A 15,558-nucleotide genomic window follows, 5' to 3' on the forward strand; every position below is an offset into this window, starting at 1 on the left:
CTGACACTTTCCTCCCTCCAATAAGGGATATGGTTCAATGCTTTTCGACTTTGAACGTGACTTTGCAGGCTCCCTGCGGTGCATTCCAATGATCGCGCGGCAGAAGCTTGATATCGTCGGCATCAAACTGAGCCTGCGTCAGTGGAGCCGGTTTACGCGCGACGAAAGGGGCCAGCTTGCCGACCTGCCGTGCGAAACCGCGCCCGAACAGGCAACCTACCGCGAACTGGTCGCACACCTGATCGCAACCCGCAGTGACGAACCGTTGCGCCCGCTTGCAAGTCGTGGGCTGGAAGCCTGGCGTGATGCGGACCGGATGCCCGATACCGTAAAGACCCAGGCACAGGCTGATGGGGTCGCGCCGCCTACGGCTGCGCAATGGGCAAGCCTGCAACCACTCCAGCGATTTGCTTTGGTGAAGCTTGCCCGCTCGAAGCATGAAAACGAAAATTTCGTGCCCGCAATGCTGGAGTTCGGCCTGCTGCAACCGCATGCCGGGCTGCTGCATGACGCAGGTGCTTCCCCCAATCCGACAGTCGTATCGCGTGGCCACACACGCATGCCCAACTGAATAAGCCACGAGGGTTGAGATCATGAGCAACGAAAAAACGCCTGAATACAGACCCTATCATCATCCGGCTGGCGGGTGGGGTGCGGCAGGGGCGACCGCGAAAGTGCTGATGGAACAGAGCGTGCTGGTCAAGGGATCACGCGGGCTGCTGTCCATGAACCAGCCGGGCGGTTTCAAATGCCCCAGTTGTGCATTCCCTGACCCCGACCATCGCAAGACGCTGGAGTTCTGTGAAAACGGGGCCAAGGCTCTGGCGCATGAAGCGACAAAGGGACGTGTGACGCGGGAGTTCTTTGAAAAATACACCGTCACCGAACTGATGCAGAAAAGCGATTACTGGCTGGAAATGCAGGGCCGCCTGACCGAGCCGATGCGCTATGATGCACAAAGCGACCGTTACGTGCCGGTGGCGTGGGATGATGCGTTCGCGCTGATCGGTCAGCACCTGCGCGCCCTCGACAGCCCGCATCAGGCGGAGTTCTATACATCGGGCCGCACCGCGAACGAGACCGCGTTTCTTTATGCAATATTCGTGCGTGAGTTCGGGACCAACAACTTCCCCGACTGTTCGAACATGTGCCATGAGCCGACCAGTCGGGGCCTGCCACCCGCCATCGGTATTGGCAAGGGCACGATCGTCATGGACGATTTCGAGCATGCAGAGGCGATTTTCGTCATAGGGCAGAATACAGGCACCAATTCCCCCCGGATGATGACAAATCTGGTCGAAGCCCGTAAACGCGGCGTGCCGATTGTCCTGATCAACCCGATGCCCGAACGCGCGCTGATCCGCTTTACCGAACCGCAGGACGTGCTTCAGATGGGCACGTTTGGTTCAACCCCCATTTCCAGCGAATTCGTGCATGTGCGCATCGGTGGCGATCTGGCCATCTTCAAGGGCATGATGAAGGCTCTTTTTGAGGCGGAAGCCCGTGGCGAGAAGGTGCTGGATCTTGATTTCATCCGTGAGCACACGGCTGGCCTGGAAGCCCTGCGTGATGATGTCATGGGGTGTAGCTGGGCGGACATCACCCGTATTTCGGGCATAGCCGAGGACCAGATCCGCCGGATTGCGGATATCTACATGAAGTCCAATGCCACGATCATCTGTTACGGCATGGGGCTTACGCAGCATCAGGAAGGCTCACGCCTGCTGCAGCAGGTGGCGAACCTGCTTCTGCTGCGCGGCAATTTCGGCAAGCCCGGCGCCGGTATCGCGCCGATCCGTGGCCATTCCAACGTGCAGGGCGACCGCACGGTCGGCATCGACGAAAAACCGACCGATGCCTATCTGGACCGCGTGCGTGACGCCTTCGGGTTTGAACCGCCGCGTGAACATGGACATCACGTGCTGGAAGCGATCGAGGCCATGGAAGCGGGCACCGCCAGGGTGTTCTTCGGCATGGGTGGCAATTTCATCCGCGCCGTGCCGGACACGGACCGTTCCTATGCCGCCATGCGCAACCTCAACCTGACGGTTGGCGTGGCGACCAAGCTGAACCGGGGGCATCTGGTGCATGGCAAGGATGCGCTCATCCTGCCGGTTGTCGCCCGCTCGGAAATCATCCGCACGGAAGCGGGCGAGCAGTTCGTGACCATTGAGGACGCCATGGCGAATGTCACGGCATCGCGTGGTGTGTTCGAACCCGTGACCGAACATGTGCGGCCGGAAACGGAGATCGTCTGCCGCATGGCCATGGCGACGCTGCCCGCCTCCCGCACGCCATGGGCGGATTATATGGTCGATTACACATTGATCCGGGACAAGATTGCCGAGGTTTATCCTGAAATTTATGCTGATTTTTCCGAAAGGATCAAGAATCCGCATGGGCTGCACCTCGATATTCCGCCCCGTCGCCGCGTATGGCAGACGCCCAATGGCAAGGCGAATTTCCTCGTGCTGCCGGGGCTGGAAGTCAACGTGCCGGTCAGGGATACGGCCATGCTGCGTCTGGCGACCATCCGTTCGCACGATCAGTACAACACGACCATCTACAGCAACAGCGACCGTTACCGCGGGGTGTACAATACCCGTCTTGTCATCTTCATGAACAGGGATGACATGGCCGAACGCGGCCTGGCGAATGGTGATGTGATCGGGCTGGAAACCTACAGCGATGACGGGGTCAGGCGGTATGTCGATGGCCTGAACGTGCTTGATTACCCGATGCCGCGCGGCGCCATTGCGGGATATTACCCGGAACTGAATCCATTGCTGCCGTTGGATTACTTTGACGGGATCAGCGGAACGCCCGCGGCGAAATCCATTCCGGTAAAGGTGGTGGAAAGTGTTGCATTCGCGCCCGCAATCCGGATTGCGGGCTGACAGGGCAGGGGGCCATGAATGACGAGAACAGCAGCCGGTCGGTCAGTCCCGTGCCGCCTGTCGACAGGCATGGCCGCCCGCTGCGTGACCTGCGCATTTCGGTCATGGACCGGTGCAACTTCCGGTGTCCCTACTGCATGCCGGAAGCCACCTATCATGAAGCCTTCCGGTTTCTTGGTCCCGGGGAACGGCTGGATTTTAACGAGATCGAACGGGTGGCGCGTATCGCCGCGGAACTGGGTGTCACGAAAATAAGGCTGACCGGTGGGGAACCCCTGCTGCGGCCCGGCCTGCCTGATCTGGTCAGTCGCCTGCGCGCCCTGCCGGGCATTGAGGACATCGCCCTGACAACCAATGGTATCCTGCTGCCACGCTTTGCGCCAGCGTTACACCAGGCGGGACTGCGGCGCGTGACGGTCAGTCTCGACAGTCTTGATCCAGCCGTATTCGCCCATATGAGCGGCGGCAGGGGGGAACTGTCCGCCGTGCTGAAGGGCGTTGATGCCGCCCGTGCCGCCGGATTTGAAGGCGGCGTCAAGATCAATACCGTGGTCCAGCGGAGCGTGAATGACGCGGGTGTGCCGGATATCCTTGCACGCTTCCGTCATACTGGCGTTGCAGTCCGCCTTATCGAATATATGGACGTTGGAAATCGCAACGGGTGGGACCGTGCCGATGTCGTGCCCTCAGGCGAACTGCGCGCGCGTATTGCAGCCCTCTGGCCCCTTGAACCATTGCCGCCCAGGTATCGTGGTGAGGTGGCGCGCCGCTATCGCTACGTCGATGGGGCGGGCGAGATCGGGTTCGTCTCATCAGTCAGCGCGCCGTTTTGTGGAGCATGCTCCCGTGCGCGCCTGTCTTCAGACGGGAAGCTCTACACCTGTCTTTTCGCAACGACTGGCACGGATCTTCGCGCGCTTTTGCGTGACAGTGCCGGTGATGCCGAAGGCGACCAGCAGTTGCGGGCCACCCTGTCACGGATATGGCGACAGCGGACGGATCGCTACAGTGAGGAACGGGCGCGTCATCGCATATCCCCACACGGCGAAGAAAAACCATCCCGTCGGGAAAAAATAGAAATGCATTATATCGGGGGATGAGGTGAGAAGATATTCGCCCGTTCAAATACCCGCCTGCCTGATCTGAACAAAACAGGGGTGCAGGGAGCCACAAACATGCCCGACCGAACGGGTCCGGATGCCATGTTGCCTTGTGCCCAAAAAACAGGAAGTAAAATGCTGAATATAGATCTACAGTATTTCGCGCAATTGCAGGACGCCGCAGGGCGGGCGCATGAAATACGCACGACATCGGCCCCTACGGCAGCCGCCCTGTATGATGAACTGCGTGATGTATACAGCTTTGCGCTGGAACCCGCCTGCATGCGTGTCGCCATTAATGCGGCGTTCTCCCCATGGGAGCAGCCGCTTCGTGATGGGGATCATGTTGTCTTTATTCCGCCGGTTACTGGCGGATGAGTGACTTTATCATGGCAGATGCGCCGGTGGATATCACCACCCTGCGCAGGGTGCTGCTTGTTCCCGAAGCGGGCGGGTTCTGCGCCTTTGAAGGGTGGGTAAGGCAGACCAATGACGGGCGTGCTGTTACCGGCATTGATTACAGTGCGTTCGTGCCACTCGCCCGGACGGAAGGGCAGGCGATCGTGCAGGAGGCAAAACAGCGTTTCGCAATCTGTCATGCAACAGCCATGCACCGGACCGGCTATCTGTCCGTAGGGGAAACGGCGGTATGGATTGGCGTGGCTGCGGCACACCGCGACGCCGCATTCAGTGCATGTCGCTATATTATTGATGAAATCAAGCAGCGCGTCCCGATATGGAAAAAAGAGCATTACGCCACCGGTGTAACCGAATGGGTGCCCTGCCACACCCGCTGACCATTGAACAGTGCCCACGTGACTGCCCGAGGCTGCCGTAATGTCCGCTCTTTTCTATCCGTTAGATGTTGCTTCCCTGTCCTGTCCGGATGAAAAATTCAGTCTGAATGTGGCCGAGGAAGTGCCGGTCAGCCTCATGTTCAACGGAATGTTTCCGTACGGCACGATGATGATGACGCCAGCAGACCTGAAAGATTTTGCCTACGGCTACTGCATAACCGAACAGATCGTCAGTTCGCCTGCGGAAATCCGCTCGGTGGATGTTGTACCGGCGGAAGATGGTCTGACCATCGATATTTTCATAAAGGGAAGGGCGTTGACGCGCCTCATGCGCCGGAATGTCCGCATGCAGACTGGTCATTCCAGTTGCGGCATATGCGGGAGCGAAACAGTGCCGGCCTGCGACGCCGTGGCGGGCGCACCGTTTGGGGATGGTCCCCGCCTGTCCGTAACGGCAATACGCAATGCGCTACATGAACTGCGCAAATGGCAGACACTGAATGCAGCAACACGTATGGTCCATGCGGCTGCATGGGCAAATAATAGCGGCAATATTCATATGATCCGTGAAGATGTGGGAAGGCACAATGCGCTGGACAAGCTGATTGGTGTACGCGTCTGCCATCCTGAAGTTTTCAACGATGGCTTCTGTCTGCTTACGAGCCGGTATTCATTTGAAATGGCGCTCAAGACGGTGCGGGCGGGTATTGCAGTAGTGGTCGCAATTTCAGCCCCGACACATCGCGCCTTCCGCACGGCTGAAAAGATGAACCAGACCCTGATCGCGATTGCGCGTCATGATGAGCAGACGCTGTTCTGCGGTGGAAAGCGCCTTGTCATGTAGTATATCGATATTTCTATAAAATAAAGACTCTCCCTCTTTCTGGTCATTCACGAATAGGGGGATCATAACATTCACATATGAAAATGACCCGGCATGGCAACTGTGAGACAGACAAGGGCACCGTATCATGGCCCCCGTTTCCGCATGCCACATTCGTCGCGACGGCAGCTTTGACGCAGGCTGGGAAATGCCAGCGCAGTTTCTATTAGTCGAAGCACGCGTTACAGGCGGTTTATCGATGTCAGTTTCCAGATTGCAGACTTAAGTCCGGCTTTTGGATCACCCCTGCCGGTATAGTTTCCAAAAAATAAAACTACTTAAAAAATCCATAAATGGAGCAGTCAATGCCTGAGTCCTGTCCTGCGTTTCCTGATGGTCATCATGATCTTCTGAAGCGAACGGTAAAGATCGTTGTATCATATATAAGTAATAACAAAATACCGGTGCAGGATATGGGTAAGCTGATCAAATCCGTTTACGATGCCCTGAACGGCGCTCATTCGGTGGAACACGAAAAGGAACCCCAAAAGAAACCTGCTGTTCCTGTTAACCGGTCAGTTTTTCCGGAATATATTATTTGTCTGGAAGATGGCGTCAGGCGCAAGATGCTGAAACGCTACCTGCGTAATTTCCATGGCATGACAGTAGATGAATACCGTAAACGGTGGGGATTGCCACAACATTATCCCATGGTCGCACCAAATTACGCAATACGACGGTCATCCATAGCGCGGCAGGCCGGTCTGGGTCAGACGGTTACGCACGACAGCACTGACCGCACGGGACCAGACAACTGATCTTCGATGGCTGCCCGGTGTCCAGTCACTGATGTATTGTCCATGATCCGTTTGCCCGCGTGTTCAGGTGCCCTCAATAACCCTGTTTTCAGCGTGATCGGTGCTCTGGCGCATCATGCCTGTGTTGTCGGGATCGGCAGTCCGATCCCGCAAAGCCCGCCCTGTAACGCCCCGTCAGTGGATGCTGGCCCGGTAACCGAACCGGGCGAATAAAGGGCGTCTTCCCCTTAAAGACCACAGGTCGGGCGGGCATGCAGCGCCATTACCGCCATGCGTTAACTGGACGACACAACCCGGTTCTATTGAGCAGTCTCAAGCCTGTACGCACCGGATGGAACAGTATCCAGTGCGGCAATCGGTTGCGTGGGTATGGGATGCGGCGTGTCCTTTCCCGCCCATACTTCTGGATTGGCCTGAAGGGTGAAGGACTCAATAAGCGTATTGAGTTGTTCAGCCTCGGTGGCAAGGCTGCGGCCTGCGGCCGAGGTCTGTTCCACCATGGCTGCATTCTGCTGTGTGTTATGGTCTATGGTGCTGACAGCGGCGTTCACATCCTGCAATGCGGCGGCCTGCTCGGTGGATGCTTCTACAATGACGGATATATGCCTGTTGATCTCGGCAACGTCGGTGATAATTGTCTTGAGCGCCTTGCCGGTTTCCCCGACCAGCGCCACACCGGACCTGACCTCCTCCCGGGACTTTGCAATCAGCGCCTTGATTTCCCGCGCCGCATCGGCGGAACGCTGGGCCAGAACGCGGACTTCAGCGGCGATAACCGCAAACCCCTTGCCCGCATCGCCCGCACGGGCTGCTTCCACGCCTGCGTTCAGCGCCAGAATATTGGTCTGGAAAGCCACTTCGTCCATGACATCGGTAATGCTGCCAATGGAACCGGACGACTGCTCGATTGCCCCCATGCTGGCGATGGCTTGATGAACAATGGTTTCCGACTGCTCTATACCTGTCTTTGAACGGTCCACCAGCATGCCCACTTCCTCGGCACGCTGCGCGGTGGAACGGACGGTGGCGGTGATCTGGTCAAGGGCTGCAGCCGATTTTTCGACCGATGCCGCCTGCTGGAGAGTACGGCGCGACAGGTCATCGGTGGCGCAACTGATTTCCCGGATGGCAACGTCAATCGACGCTGTAACCTGGGCCACGGATTGCAGCGACTGGCGCAGGGTACCCATCGCATTATTGAAATCGGCGCGTAGCGGATGGTACGCTTCCGGCAGGGCGGTATTGATCTCGCTGGTCAGGTTCCTGTCCGCGACTTCCGCCATGGCCTTGCCAAAGCTTTCACATACCAGACCCTGTTCAGCGGCGATGGCCGCCGCCTGACCGGCAAGCTTGGCTTTTTCCGCTTCGTCCATATAGACGGAAAGGGCGAGATCCATGTCCAGAACCACAGCCTTTACCAGACTGCCCAGCGTGTGGCCGAATTCTTCACTACTCATGGTGGCATTGGCGAACAGGCGGCGTTTGGGAAACACTTCCCTGACGGCGGCCTTGATCAGGTGGTCAAGGATGATGGCGTAACCGCCCATATACCACCGGGGTTCAAGTCCGATACGCGCATGCACGGTGCCAACCGTTTGTGCCCTGCGGGCATAATCCTGACTGAAGTCGCCGTTGGATATATTGTCCCAATGCACGGCCTGCGCGCTTTTTGCGGTATCAATATCCTTTTCAGATGAGAAAAATCTCATCATTTCCGGTGTCTTGCGCACCTGCGCGTAGAACTGGTCCAGTGCGACAGGCAGTTCGCGCTGCAGCATGTCCTTGAGCGAGCGGATCGCCATGCAGTCCTGTGGGGAAAGCTGCATGAAATCCAGCCGTTCGCTGACGGCACGGATATCGGCCTGGGTTCTGTCTGCCGCGGTCGTGCGGTGCGGGTGTGGCATGAGACACTCCGAAAAAGGTTTCGAATGCTCGGGGCAGGATCGCAACCCATCATCACCGTCACCATAAGGCGGCCATGATGGGGCACTTGCCGGTATCCGTTGCGATCAGATCGTGCTGGGGCCGTTTCTGATCATCTTCGGCGAACACATTAATGAGAGTATCGGGTAACGCAGTAAAATTATGAACGCAAGGTGGAGGGTTCGAAAAACCCTCTGGTATTGAGGTCTGCTCTGTGATTCCATTTTCCTTGCGTTGATTGGAGTATGGATCATGAAGCAGGCGGGATTTTTTGACGTTGAAGAGCGGCTTGCCCGGCTGAGCGGGCTTGGTGATCAGCTCGAAGCATTTTCCCGGACTGTGGATTTTGAAATCTTCCGCCCTGACCTGGAGAAGGCTCTGGCGTATTCTGACGGAAGCAAAGGCGGACGACCGCCATTTGATCCGGTGCTGATGTTCAAAATTCTGGTGATCCAGACGCTCAACAATTTGTCTGATGAGCGGACGGAATATCTGATCAACGATCGCCTCTCCTTTATGCGTTTCCTTGGGCTGGGACTTTCAGATCGGGTGCCGGATGCCAAAACGGTCTGGCTGTTTCGCGAGCGTCTGACCCAGGCGGGTGCGATCGATGGGCTGTTCAACCGCTTTGATGCGACCCTGCGCAACGCCGGGTATTTGCCGATGTCAGGCCAGATCCTGGATGCCACACTGGTAGCGGCTCCAAAGCAGCGGAACACCAACGCAGAGAAAGCCGATCTTCGGGAAGGACGTATGCCTGAAGACTGGCAGGACAAGCCGTCAAAGCTGTCGCACAAGGATCGTCATGCGCGCTGGACGCTAAAGTTCACCAGAGCGAAGCGGCAGGATGATGGAACCATGCCATCCAGTGATCTCGCCATCCCGTTCTTTGGCTATAAATCGCATGTTTCCATCGATCGGAAATACCGGTTCATCCGGAAATGGAAAACAACGCATGCCGCCGCCAGTGATGGCGCGAGATTGAGAGAGGGGCTGCTGGATAAAACCAATACGGCCTCAAGTGTCTGGGCTGACACGGCCTATCGCTCAAAAGCCAACGAAGACTTCATGGAAAAGCAGGGATTTGTTTCCAAGGTTCATCGCAAAAAGCCGCATCTCAAGCCTATGCCCCGGCATATCCAGAAATCAAATGCTGGAAAGTCGGTCATCCGCTCGCGTGTCGAGCATGTCTTTGCCGATCAGAAGTCACAGACGGGGCTGTTTGTCCGGACTGTCGGTATCACCCGAGCCACTATGAGGATCGGCCTGGCCAATATCGTCTACAACATGCGCCGCTTCCTCTTCCTCGAAAGATTGAACGTGAGCGCGTAATCATTCAGCAGGGGACAACACTCGATCTGCTCAAAACGCAGATCGAATGCTACCCCAGATAGCGTCAATCAGCACGCCAAAAGCCCAAAATCAAAACCAAGGTACATCGACCAATAGTTCTTCGATCCCTCCAGGTTAATGTTCATATTTTGTAAATATATTTCTGAACAGCGTGTTACAGAAATTGTTTACTATAAATATTAAAACAATACAAAAATGGTTCTATTTGTTATAAATAGGAAAATGTTCTGGTAATTTATATTGCGAATACCGATTTCGTCTATGTATCATCCCTGATGTCCATAGCTAACGAAGGTATATTCTAACAGCGTCAGGATTATTATCCTATTTCTGGATTTGTTCCTTTTCGGCAACATTGTTGCCGTGTTGTTATCGGCTGACGCTGAAATCTAGACCGTAAGATGCCTGATCGGGGGAGCGCCGCTGCTGCTGGATATGAATGGCCGGATCATGGGGCAGCAGGCCATTGACCAGATATACCGTATCGGTCCCGGCACCATGATTCGCATAAACCAGTCGATACGAACCCGGTATCAGTTCCACATTCGCATCAAGGCGCAGGATGATCGTGCCGTTTCCCGTCTGCATGGTCGTGACAGGGGGAAACAGGGTTTCCGCTACGGTCAGGGAAAGGGGATGGCCGTTCAGGTCCAGTTGCAGGCCCTGTCTGACCCGGTCCGTATAGCGCTTCTGCTCCTGCGCGGACAGGATGCCGTCCGCGTTGCTGTCAATCTGGCGGATGACACCCGATGCCATATCAACCCCCGGTGTCAGGCGCACGGTGACGGTGATGTGCCTGCGTGCCACGTCAATGACTGTGGCCTGCATATATTCATCCAGCCTGTGCGCGCGGGCGGATCCAATGGCGGCCATGAACCCGATGGCCGCCAGCAGCAGCGACCGGCCGTGTCTCATGGCCGGGTGTACCGGCTGCCATAGCTGTTGGTTGGGTCACGATAGACCGTATGTACATGCATGGTGGGATCATCGCCCACACCCTGCGGCGAGAATTCGATAAGTAGCTGCGGCCCCTGTATCCGGTAATAGGACGATCCGTTACGCCCCGGCGCATGGGTGGTGGGACCACTCCACGCGAACCATGTGCTGTCCAGATCCTCCCTGATTTCTTTTAGCCGGGGGGCGGCATAGGCATCGTTTATGATTCCCGCCCATTCCCCGATTATACCCATCAGCAGGTCTTTCTGGGTGGCAGTCAGGGCAGACCCTTTTATCCCTTCGGGAATGATTGTCTCGCCATCATGCCCCGGCCCCTGAACAAGGTCTTCCACCTTGTAGGGCAGGATGGCCTGCTGGCGCTGCGTGGCATCCAGCGCATCCAGCAGGGCGAAGGCGCGGTCGTTTTCCCCCGCCAGAACGCGCACGGTTTTCCCATCTGCCTGATAGACCGCCGGCTGCGCGCCGGTCAGGGTGGGCGTCATGACGCCGTGAACCCCGTCGATCACGATATTGAGTCCCAGATGATGGCCACCGAACTGCACCATCCATGGCTTTGCCGCGTCCGGTTCGCCAAAAATCGCGATGGTATAGACCGACCGGCCAGAAGCGAAAGGCGTTCCTTCATCCGACAGCGCCTGATCCGCCCCCATGATATCCAGCACTTTCTGGTATCCCCGCGGGCTCAGCACTGTCTGTAGCAGGTGCAGGGCCGCCGCGTGCTGGATCGGATTTAACTGCCCCATCTGCAGACCGGGGCGTAGTACGTCGCTGACCGGAAAATTGGACCATACCGCGTCACCGTAGCGTTCCCCGATAAAGCCCCCCGGCGGCCCCATGCCCGGCCCGCGAGCGGTGGGGGCGGTCGACTGTGCATCTGTTACGGGCTGGACAGGCTGTCCCGGTGCGCTGCGGCGGAAGCGGGCCAGACTGCCTGATTCCTGTATTTTGAAGGGGAACTGCACCTTTGCCCGACCGGCCGCGTCAAAGGTTGCAAGAAAGGACTGCGCGGCTGCGACCACTGCCTTCGTGCGGGTAGCTGGCATGTCTTCTCCCGTAAGGAGCGTAGCTGTGGACGCCATGGCCGGAACGTTCCCTGCCATAACGGGTATCAAGGCCATAACCAGCCCGCCCGCTGCCAACGAGATTTTTTGCATCAGTCCTCTGCTCTGTCCCATCTGGCGATCGCCTGCCCGGATAAACACTGCATGGCCCATGCCATGAAAGCAAGAGATCAGCATTATCAGGCGGATAAAAAGGGCATGTCAGTTTGCCGTGCGGGGCGTGTCTGTATTGATGGTTTGCGGTTCTGTCCCATGGCCTGCGCGCGGTAATGGAACCGCTTCTTGTAAATACGACCGGAACCGGCGGATCATGATGATAAAGTCTGATCCGGTCGATTTCTGGCGTACCGGTCAGGCTTCATCGTTGGTATGATTTTGCCTTGAAGTCATTATATTGATAATCTGACCGTATGGCTGTCTGAAAGCCATATCAATAATATCCGCATGTATAGTCTATGGATATTGCAGGAGTGGGAATAAAATGAAAATCAGTGCACGTAACCAGATTGCTGGCAAGATCGTTGAAATCATAAAAGGCGCCACGACTTCGCATGTAAGCATTGATATCGGTGGCGGCAACATCATCACCGCGTCCATCACCAACGAAGCCGTGGATGATCTGAAGCTGTCGGTGGGTGAAAATGCCACGGCCCTTATCAAGGCGTCCGACGTGATGGTTGGCGTTTAAAAAAACGGCCCCTGCCTGCATGCCATGTCAGGCAGGGGATACTGCGCAATGGTAAATGACTGAAAGTATTACTGGGGTACTACCCAGTCGATAACGGCTTCCGTCTCCCCCATGCCGATATGCTTACATAAGGGCGTCAGGATATTCCGGGCGGTTTCGTCAAACTGGAAGGGCGGATTTGCAATCAGCATGCCGCTGCCATTCAGTCGTGTCGGGTCAAGGGGCGGGCGTATCGTAAGTTCCACAGACAGCAGATTGCGCTGTCCCGCATCCTTCAGCGTATTGAAGAAGGCGCGCACAGGCGCACGATGCTTGATGGGATACCATGCAGCGACAATGCCGGTGGCAAAGCGGCGGCGTGCCGTCATGATGGCATTGGCCAGTCGGGAAAATTCGTCTTTCCGTTCAAAGGGAGGGTCGATCAGCACCAGTCCCCGCCGGGCATCTTTTGGGGGGAGGAGTGCTGTAATCGCCTCGTAGCCGTCGCGTGCGTGAACAGATACGCCGCGATTGCGGCGGAACAGACGCTTCAGGCTCAGTTGATCCTCCGGGTGAAGTTCGCAGCAGGTCAGGCTGTCACCGGGGCGCAGCAGGCGCGCGACGAGGTCAGGCGAACCGGGATAGAAAATCTGCCCTTCATGTTCACGGATGACGGTCCGCACAATGTCCAGCCAGTTTTGCACGGCGGCCATGTCGGGTGCCTGTTCAGGAACCTGAAGCAGTCTGCCGATCCCCTCGCGCCATTCTCCCGTTGACTGGGCCTGGGGGCCAGACAGATCGTACAGCCCGATGCCAGCATGGGTGTCCAGAACCGAAAAAGGTGAGGGCTTACGGCAGAGGTTTTCAATTAATGCCGTTACCAGGGCATGTTTCATGACATCGGCAAAATTGCCCGCATGATAGCTATGTCTGTAATTCAATATCCGCTGGCCTCAACTCTGGTCATCCCGCGCGCAGGCGCTTCCGGTGCCTTTTAAAGCATTGGCATGGTCTTTTCCATGGCGGTGTCGGGATCATGACATGCCGCCCGGCACAGGACAGCGGCATCAAATCTACGATGAAACCACCGCAGAAAGAATGAGAGCCGCAGGCATCCATGCCGATATCCGGGCTTATTATGAATATTTTCCTGTTTCTCAGACTAGACAGGGAGTGCGGGCCACCAAATTCCAATGTGGTTGCGATATAGTGCCGCGTCCATGGTGGATGATTATCGGTTGCATGCTGGTAACGCCCGTATGTCTACCGGGCAGATCGTTCCAGACGCATCTGATTTATTAGAAAATCAAATATAATTGTCCGATGATTATCATGTGATTTCTTCATTGCCATTTTAGACATTGTGGACTAAAGGTGCCCGGATTGGTTGCTGTGTTTTTTTATTTGTTCTGGAGGCCGGTATATTGAGTATTGGTTTGGCATACAGAAATATTAAACTTTAATACCGAAATAGAAGAGTATTGATATGTCGGGGTTCAGAAAGGTTGTTTTCAGGGGTGCGGTTGCACTGACGGGTTTATTTGCTATCGACTGCATTGTCGCGCCTGACCATAAGCTGATTGTGGCAGCCGGGGCGCAGACTGCTCAGTTGGTCCACGACGCGCAGGAAGAAGCCGAGCACGAGGAGCAGGACCCCAATGGTGACGACCATGCTTCGACCCGGCCGTTTAACGATCCGATCGAAGGTTACTGCCTGCCAACCTCACATATGAGCAGGGGGCCGGTTCAGGCGGTTGAGGAAGTCGCGCATCCTTACGGTTATATGGCGGTTCAACTGCATGACCGGGTGGTTAGTGATGGTACCTGGATACGGTGTGAGTCTGCTGCGCGGCGTCCCGAACCTGATGGCTCCGTGACAATCCGGTTTGACACCACGAACGGTCCCGTTGACATAACGATGCAGGAAACCGCTCCCGACAGCCAGAAATATCGTATCTCCAGAGTATGGAGTCCCCGCATACCGGATGCGAAGGTCGTGGTCGGAAACTGCATGACGCCCAACAACCTCATTCAGTGCGCCGCCCGTCTTTCCGTAAGGCATGGTAGCACTACGCCTGAACTGAACTATTTCATCAACTATCACACGAGCGATATGTGAAAACCCCACAGAAGCAGGTTGGGGAACTGGACAGTCAAGGGCATGGGCAACGCGTTCTGAAAAAAATATCAGAAATAAACATGCGGGCATTATTTGAAAAATACTGTCGGTTCATCCGATCGTGCCCCGCACGGCCTGCATGAATGCTTCCGCAGGCTGTGTGGGGTGGCGCTTTGCGTCAGTCGTCAGTTTTTGTAATCAGGCTGCTCCCGGTCAAGCTTGCGGCGGAGCGCCTGCCAGATCAGTTGGCCCTGATCGGGATCTTCATCGAACTGGGCTTTCGTCCGCATGATTTTTTCTTCCGACGGCATATTGAGCGGTACACCCGTGGCCTGTGCCGCGATCTGGATACGGCATGCCTGTTCCAGATAATACATACGGTAAAATGCCTGTGCGATGGTGCTGCCAACCGTAAGCAGGCCATGGTTTTGCAGGATCAGGGCATTTCTGTTGCCCAGATCGCGGACCAGTCGTTCACGTTCGCTCAGATTGTCATCTGCCGCGATCCCTTCATAGGCATGGAAACCGACACTGCCATAAAACTCGATATTGATCTGGTTCAGGGGCAGGATACCATGGTCCTGTGCCGCCACGACCATACCCGGCACGGTATGGGTGTGCATGACGCAGGCCGCATCGGGGCGACTGCGGTGAATGGCCGAATGGATGACAAAACCCGCCGGATTGATGGGATAGGATGTCTGCTGTCGCGGGCGGCCATCCGCATCGACAATGACGAGCGAACTTGCCGTGATTTCCTCAAACAGGAAGCCATAGGGATTGACCAGATATTCATGCCGATCCCCCGGCAGGCGAACGGACAGATGCGTATAGACAAGGTCCGTCATGCCGAAATGGGCAATCAGGCGGTAAGCCGCGGCCAGTTCTTCACGCAGGGACTGTTCCGTAGGGGGAGAGAGGGTCATGGAAAATCCTGTATATTCGTCCGGTAGGGTATAATACCGGACTGTATGGCGTCCAGTTTCCGTGGATCATATATGCGGCAGACGGCCCGCTCAGGAACCGCTCTTGCCACCAGTCAT

General features: G+C 56.3%; 15 protein-coding genes. 10 read left to right on the forward strand and 5 right to left on the reverse strand.

The features are described 5' to 3' along the window. The first annotated feature begins 37 nt into the window (after positions 1–37). The 7 genes from KSAC_RS14840 to KSAC_RS14870 all read left to right on the forward strand — a co-directional run bounded on the left by KSAC_RS14840 (position 38) and on the right by KSAC_RS14870 (position 6,435). The gene (locus KSAC_RS14840; protein WP_132306456.1) at positions 38–571 is read left to right on the forward strand and encodes a nitrate reductase associated protein; all 534 of its coding nucleotides are present in this window, start codon (positions 38–40) and stop codon (positions 569–571) included. Positions 572–593: 22 nt separating this feature from the next. After that, positions 594–2,897 (forward strand): FdhF/YdeP family oxidoreductase, encoded by a 2,304-nt coding sequence (locus KSAC_RS14845; protein WP_132306458.1) that lies wholly within the window; start codon positions 594–596, stop codon positions 2,895–2,897. A 14-nt stretch (positions 2,898–2,911) separates the two neighbouring features. Continuing rightward, positions 2,912–3,997 (forward strand): GTP 3',8-cyclase MoaA, encoded by a 1,086-nt coding sequence (gene moaA, locus KSAC_RS14850; RefSeq protein WP_132306460.1) that lies wholly within the window; start codon positions 2,912–2,914, stop codon positions 3,995–3,997. A gap of 135 nt (positions 3,998–4,132) precedes the next feature. Next, a complete protein-coding gene (locus KSAC_RS14855) occupies positions 4,133–4,375 on the forward strand; it encodes a MoaD/ThiS family protein (RefSeq protein WP_110548386.1) in 243 nt (80 codons plus the stop codon). Further along, entirely contained in the window at positions 4,372–4,794 is a 423-nt protein-coding gene (locus KSAC_RS14860; protein WP_132306462.1) for a molybdenum cofactor biosynthesis protein MoaE, read from the forward strand. The genes KSAC_RS14855 and KSAC_RS14860 overlap by 4 nt, the downstream gene beginning before the upstream one ends. A gap of 40 nt (positions 4,795–4,834) precedes the next feature. Continuing rightward, complete coding sequence (gene fdhD / locus KSAC_RS14865; RefSeq protein ID WP_132306464.1) at positions 4,835–5,638, forward strand: formate dehydrogenase accessory sulfurtransferase FdhD; 804 nt, start codon at positions 4,835–4,837, stop codon at positions 5,636–5,638. A 344-nt stretch (positions 5,639–5,982) separates the two neighbouring features. Next, entirely contained in the window at positions 5,983–6,435 is a 453-nt protein-coding gene (locus tag KSAC_RS14870; RefSeq protein ID WP_132306466.1) for a MucR family transcriptional regulator, read from the forward strand. Positions 6,436–6,734: 299 nt separating this feature from the next. Here KSAC_RS14870 and KSAC_RS14875 read toward each other — a convergent pair whose 3' ends face one another. Then, positions 6,735–8,339, reverse strand: a complete 1,605-nt coding sequence (locus KSAC_RS14875) for a globin-coupled sensor protein (RefSeq protein ID WP_132306468.1) — start codon at positions 8,337–8,339, stop codon at positions 6,735–6,737. Positions 8,340–8,607: 268 nt separating this feature from the next. Between KSAC_RS14875 and KSAC_RS14880 the strand changes: the two genes are divergently transcribed. Further along, positions 8,608–9,690, forward strand: coding sequence for an IS5 family transposase (locus KSAC_RS14880; protein ID WP_165927363.1), 1,083 nt, complete (start codon positions 8,608–8,610; stop codon positions 9,688–9,690). 390 nt (positions 9,691–10,080) lie between these two features. On the opposite strand, the gene KSAC_RS14885 is transcribed toward KSAC_RS14880, so the two are convergent. Beyond that, entirely contained in the window at positions 10,081–10,626 is a 546-nt protein-coding gene (locus tag KSAC_RS14885) for a hypothetical protein (protein ID WP_132306472.1), read from the reverse strand. Then, positions 10,623–11,822, reverse strand: coding sequence for a DUF3500 domain-containing protein (locus KSAC_RS14890; protein WP_132306474.1), 1,200 nt, complete (start codon positions 11,820–11,822; stop codon positions 10,623–10,625). Before KSAC_RS14890 ends, KSAC_RS14885 begins: the two co-directional genes overlap by 4 nt. Positions 11,823–12,210: 388 nt before the next feature. Here KSAC_RS14890 and KSAC_RS14895 point away from each other — a divergent pair, with 388 nt between their 5' ends. After that, entirely contained in the window at positions 12,211–12,417 is a 207-nt protein-coding gene (locus KSAC_RS14895) for a TOBE domain-containing protein (protein WP_110547397.1), read from the forward strand. Positions 12,418–12,485: 68 nt separating this feature from the next. Here KSAC_RS14895 and KSAC_RS14900 read toward each other — a convergent pair whose 3' ends face one another. After that, entirely contained in the window at positions 12,486–13,337 is an 852-nt protein-coding gene (locus KSAC_RS14900; protein ID WP_162900543.1) for a 23S rRNA (adenine(2030)-N(6))-methyltransferase RlmJ, read from the reverse strand. 545 nt (positions 13,338–13,882) lie between these two features. Between KSAC_RS14900 and KSAC_RS14905 the strand changes: the two genes are divergently transcribed. Further along, positions 13,883–14,515: a hypothetical protein gene (locus KSAC_RS14905; protein ID WP_110547396.1), complete on the forward strand. Its 633-nt coding sequence runs from the start codon at positions 13,883–13,885 to the stop codon at positions 14,513–14,515. A 185-nt stretch (positions 14,516–14,700) separates the two neighbouring features. Here the strand turns inward: KSAC_RS14905 and KSAC_RS14910 are convergent, their stop codons facing one another. Beyond that, positions 14,701–15,441, reverse strand: a complete 741-nt coding sequence (locus KSAC_RS14910; RefSeq protein ID WP_110547395.1) for a class II aldolase/adducin family protein — start codon at positions 15,439–15,441, stop codon at positions 14,701–14,703. Positions 15,442–15,558 lie beyond the last annotated feature (117 nt).

Origin of the sequence: Komagataeibacter saccharivorans (genome assembly GCF_004348195.1) — a bacterium.
In the GTDB taxonomy this organism is placed as follows: domain Bacteria; phylum Pseudomonadota; class Alphaproteobacteria; order Acetobacterales; family Acetobacteraceae; genus Komagataeibacter; species Komagataeibacter saccharivorans.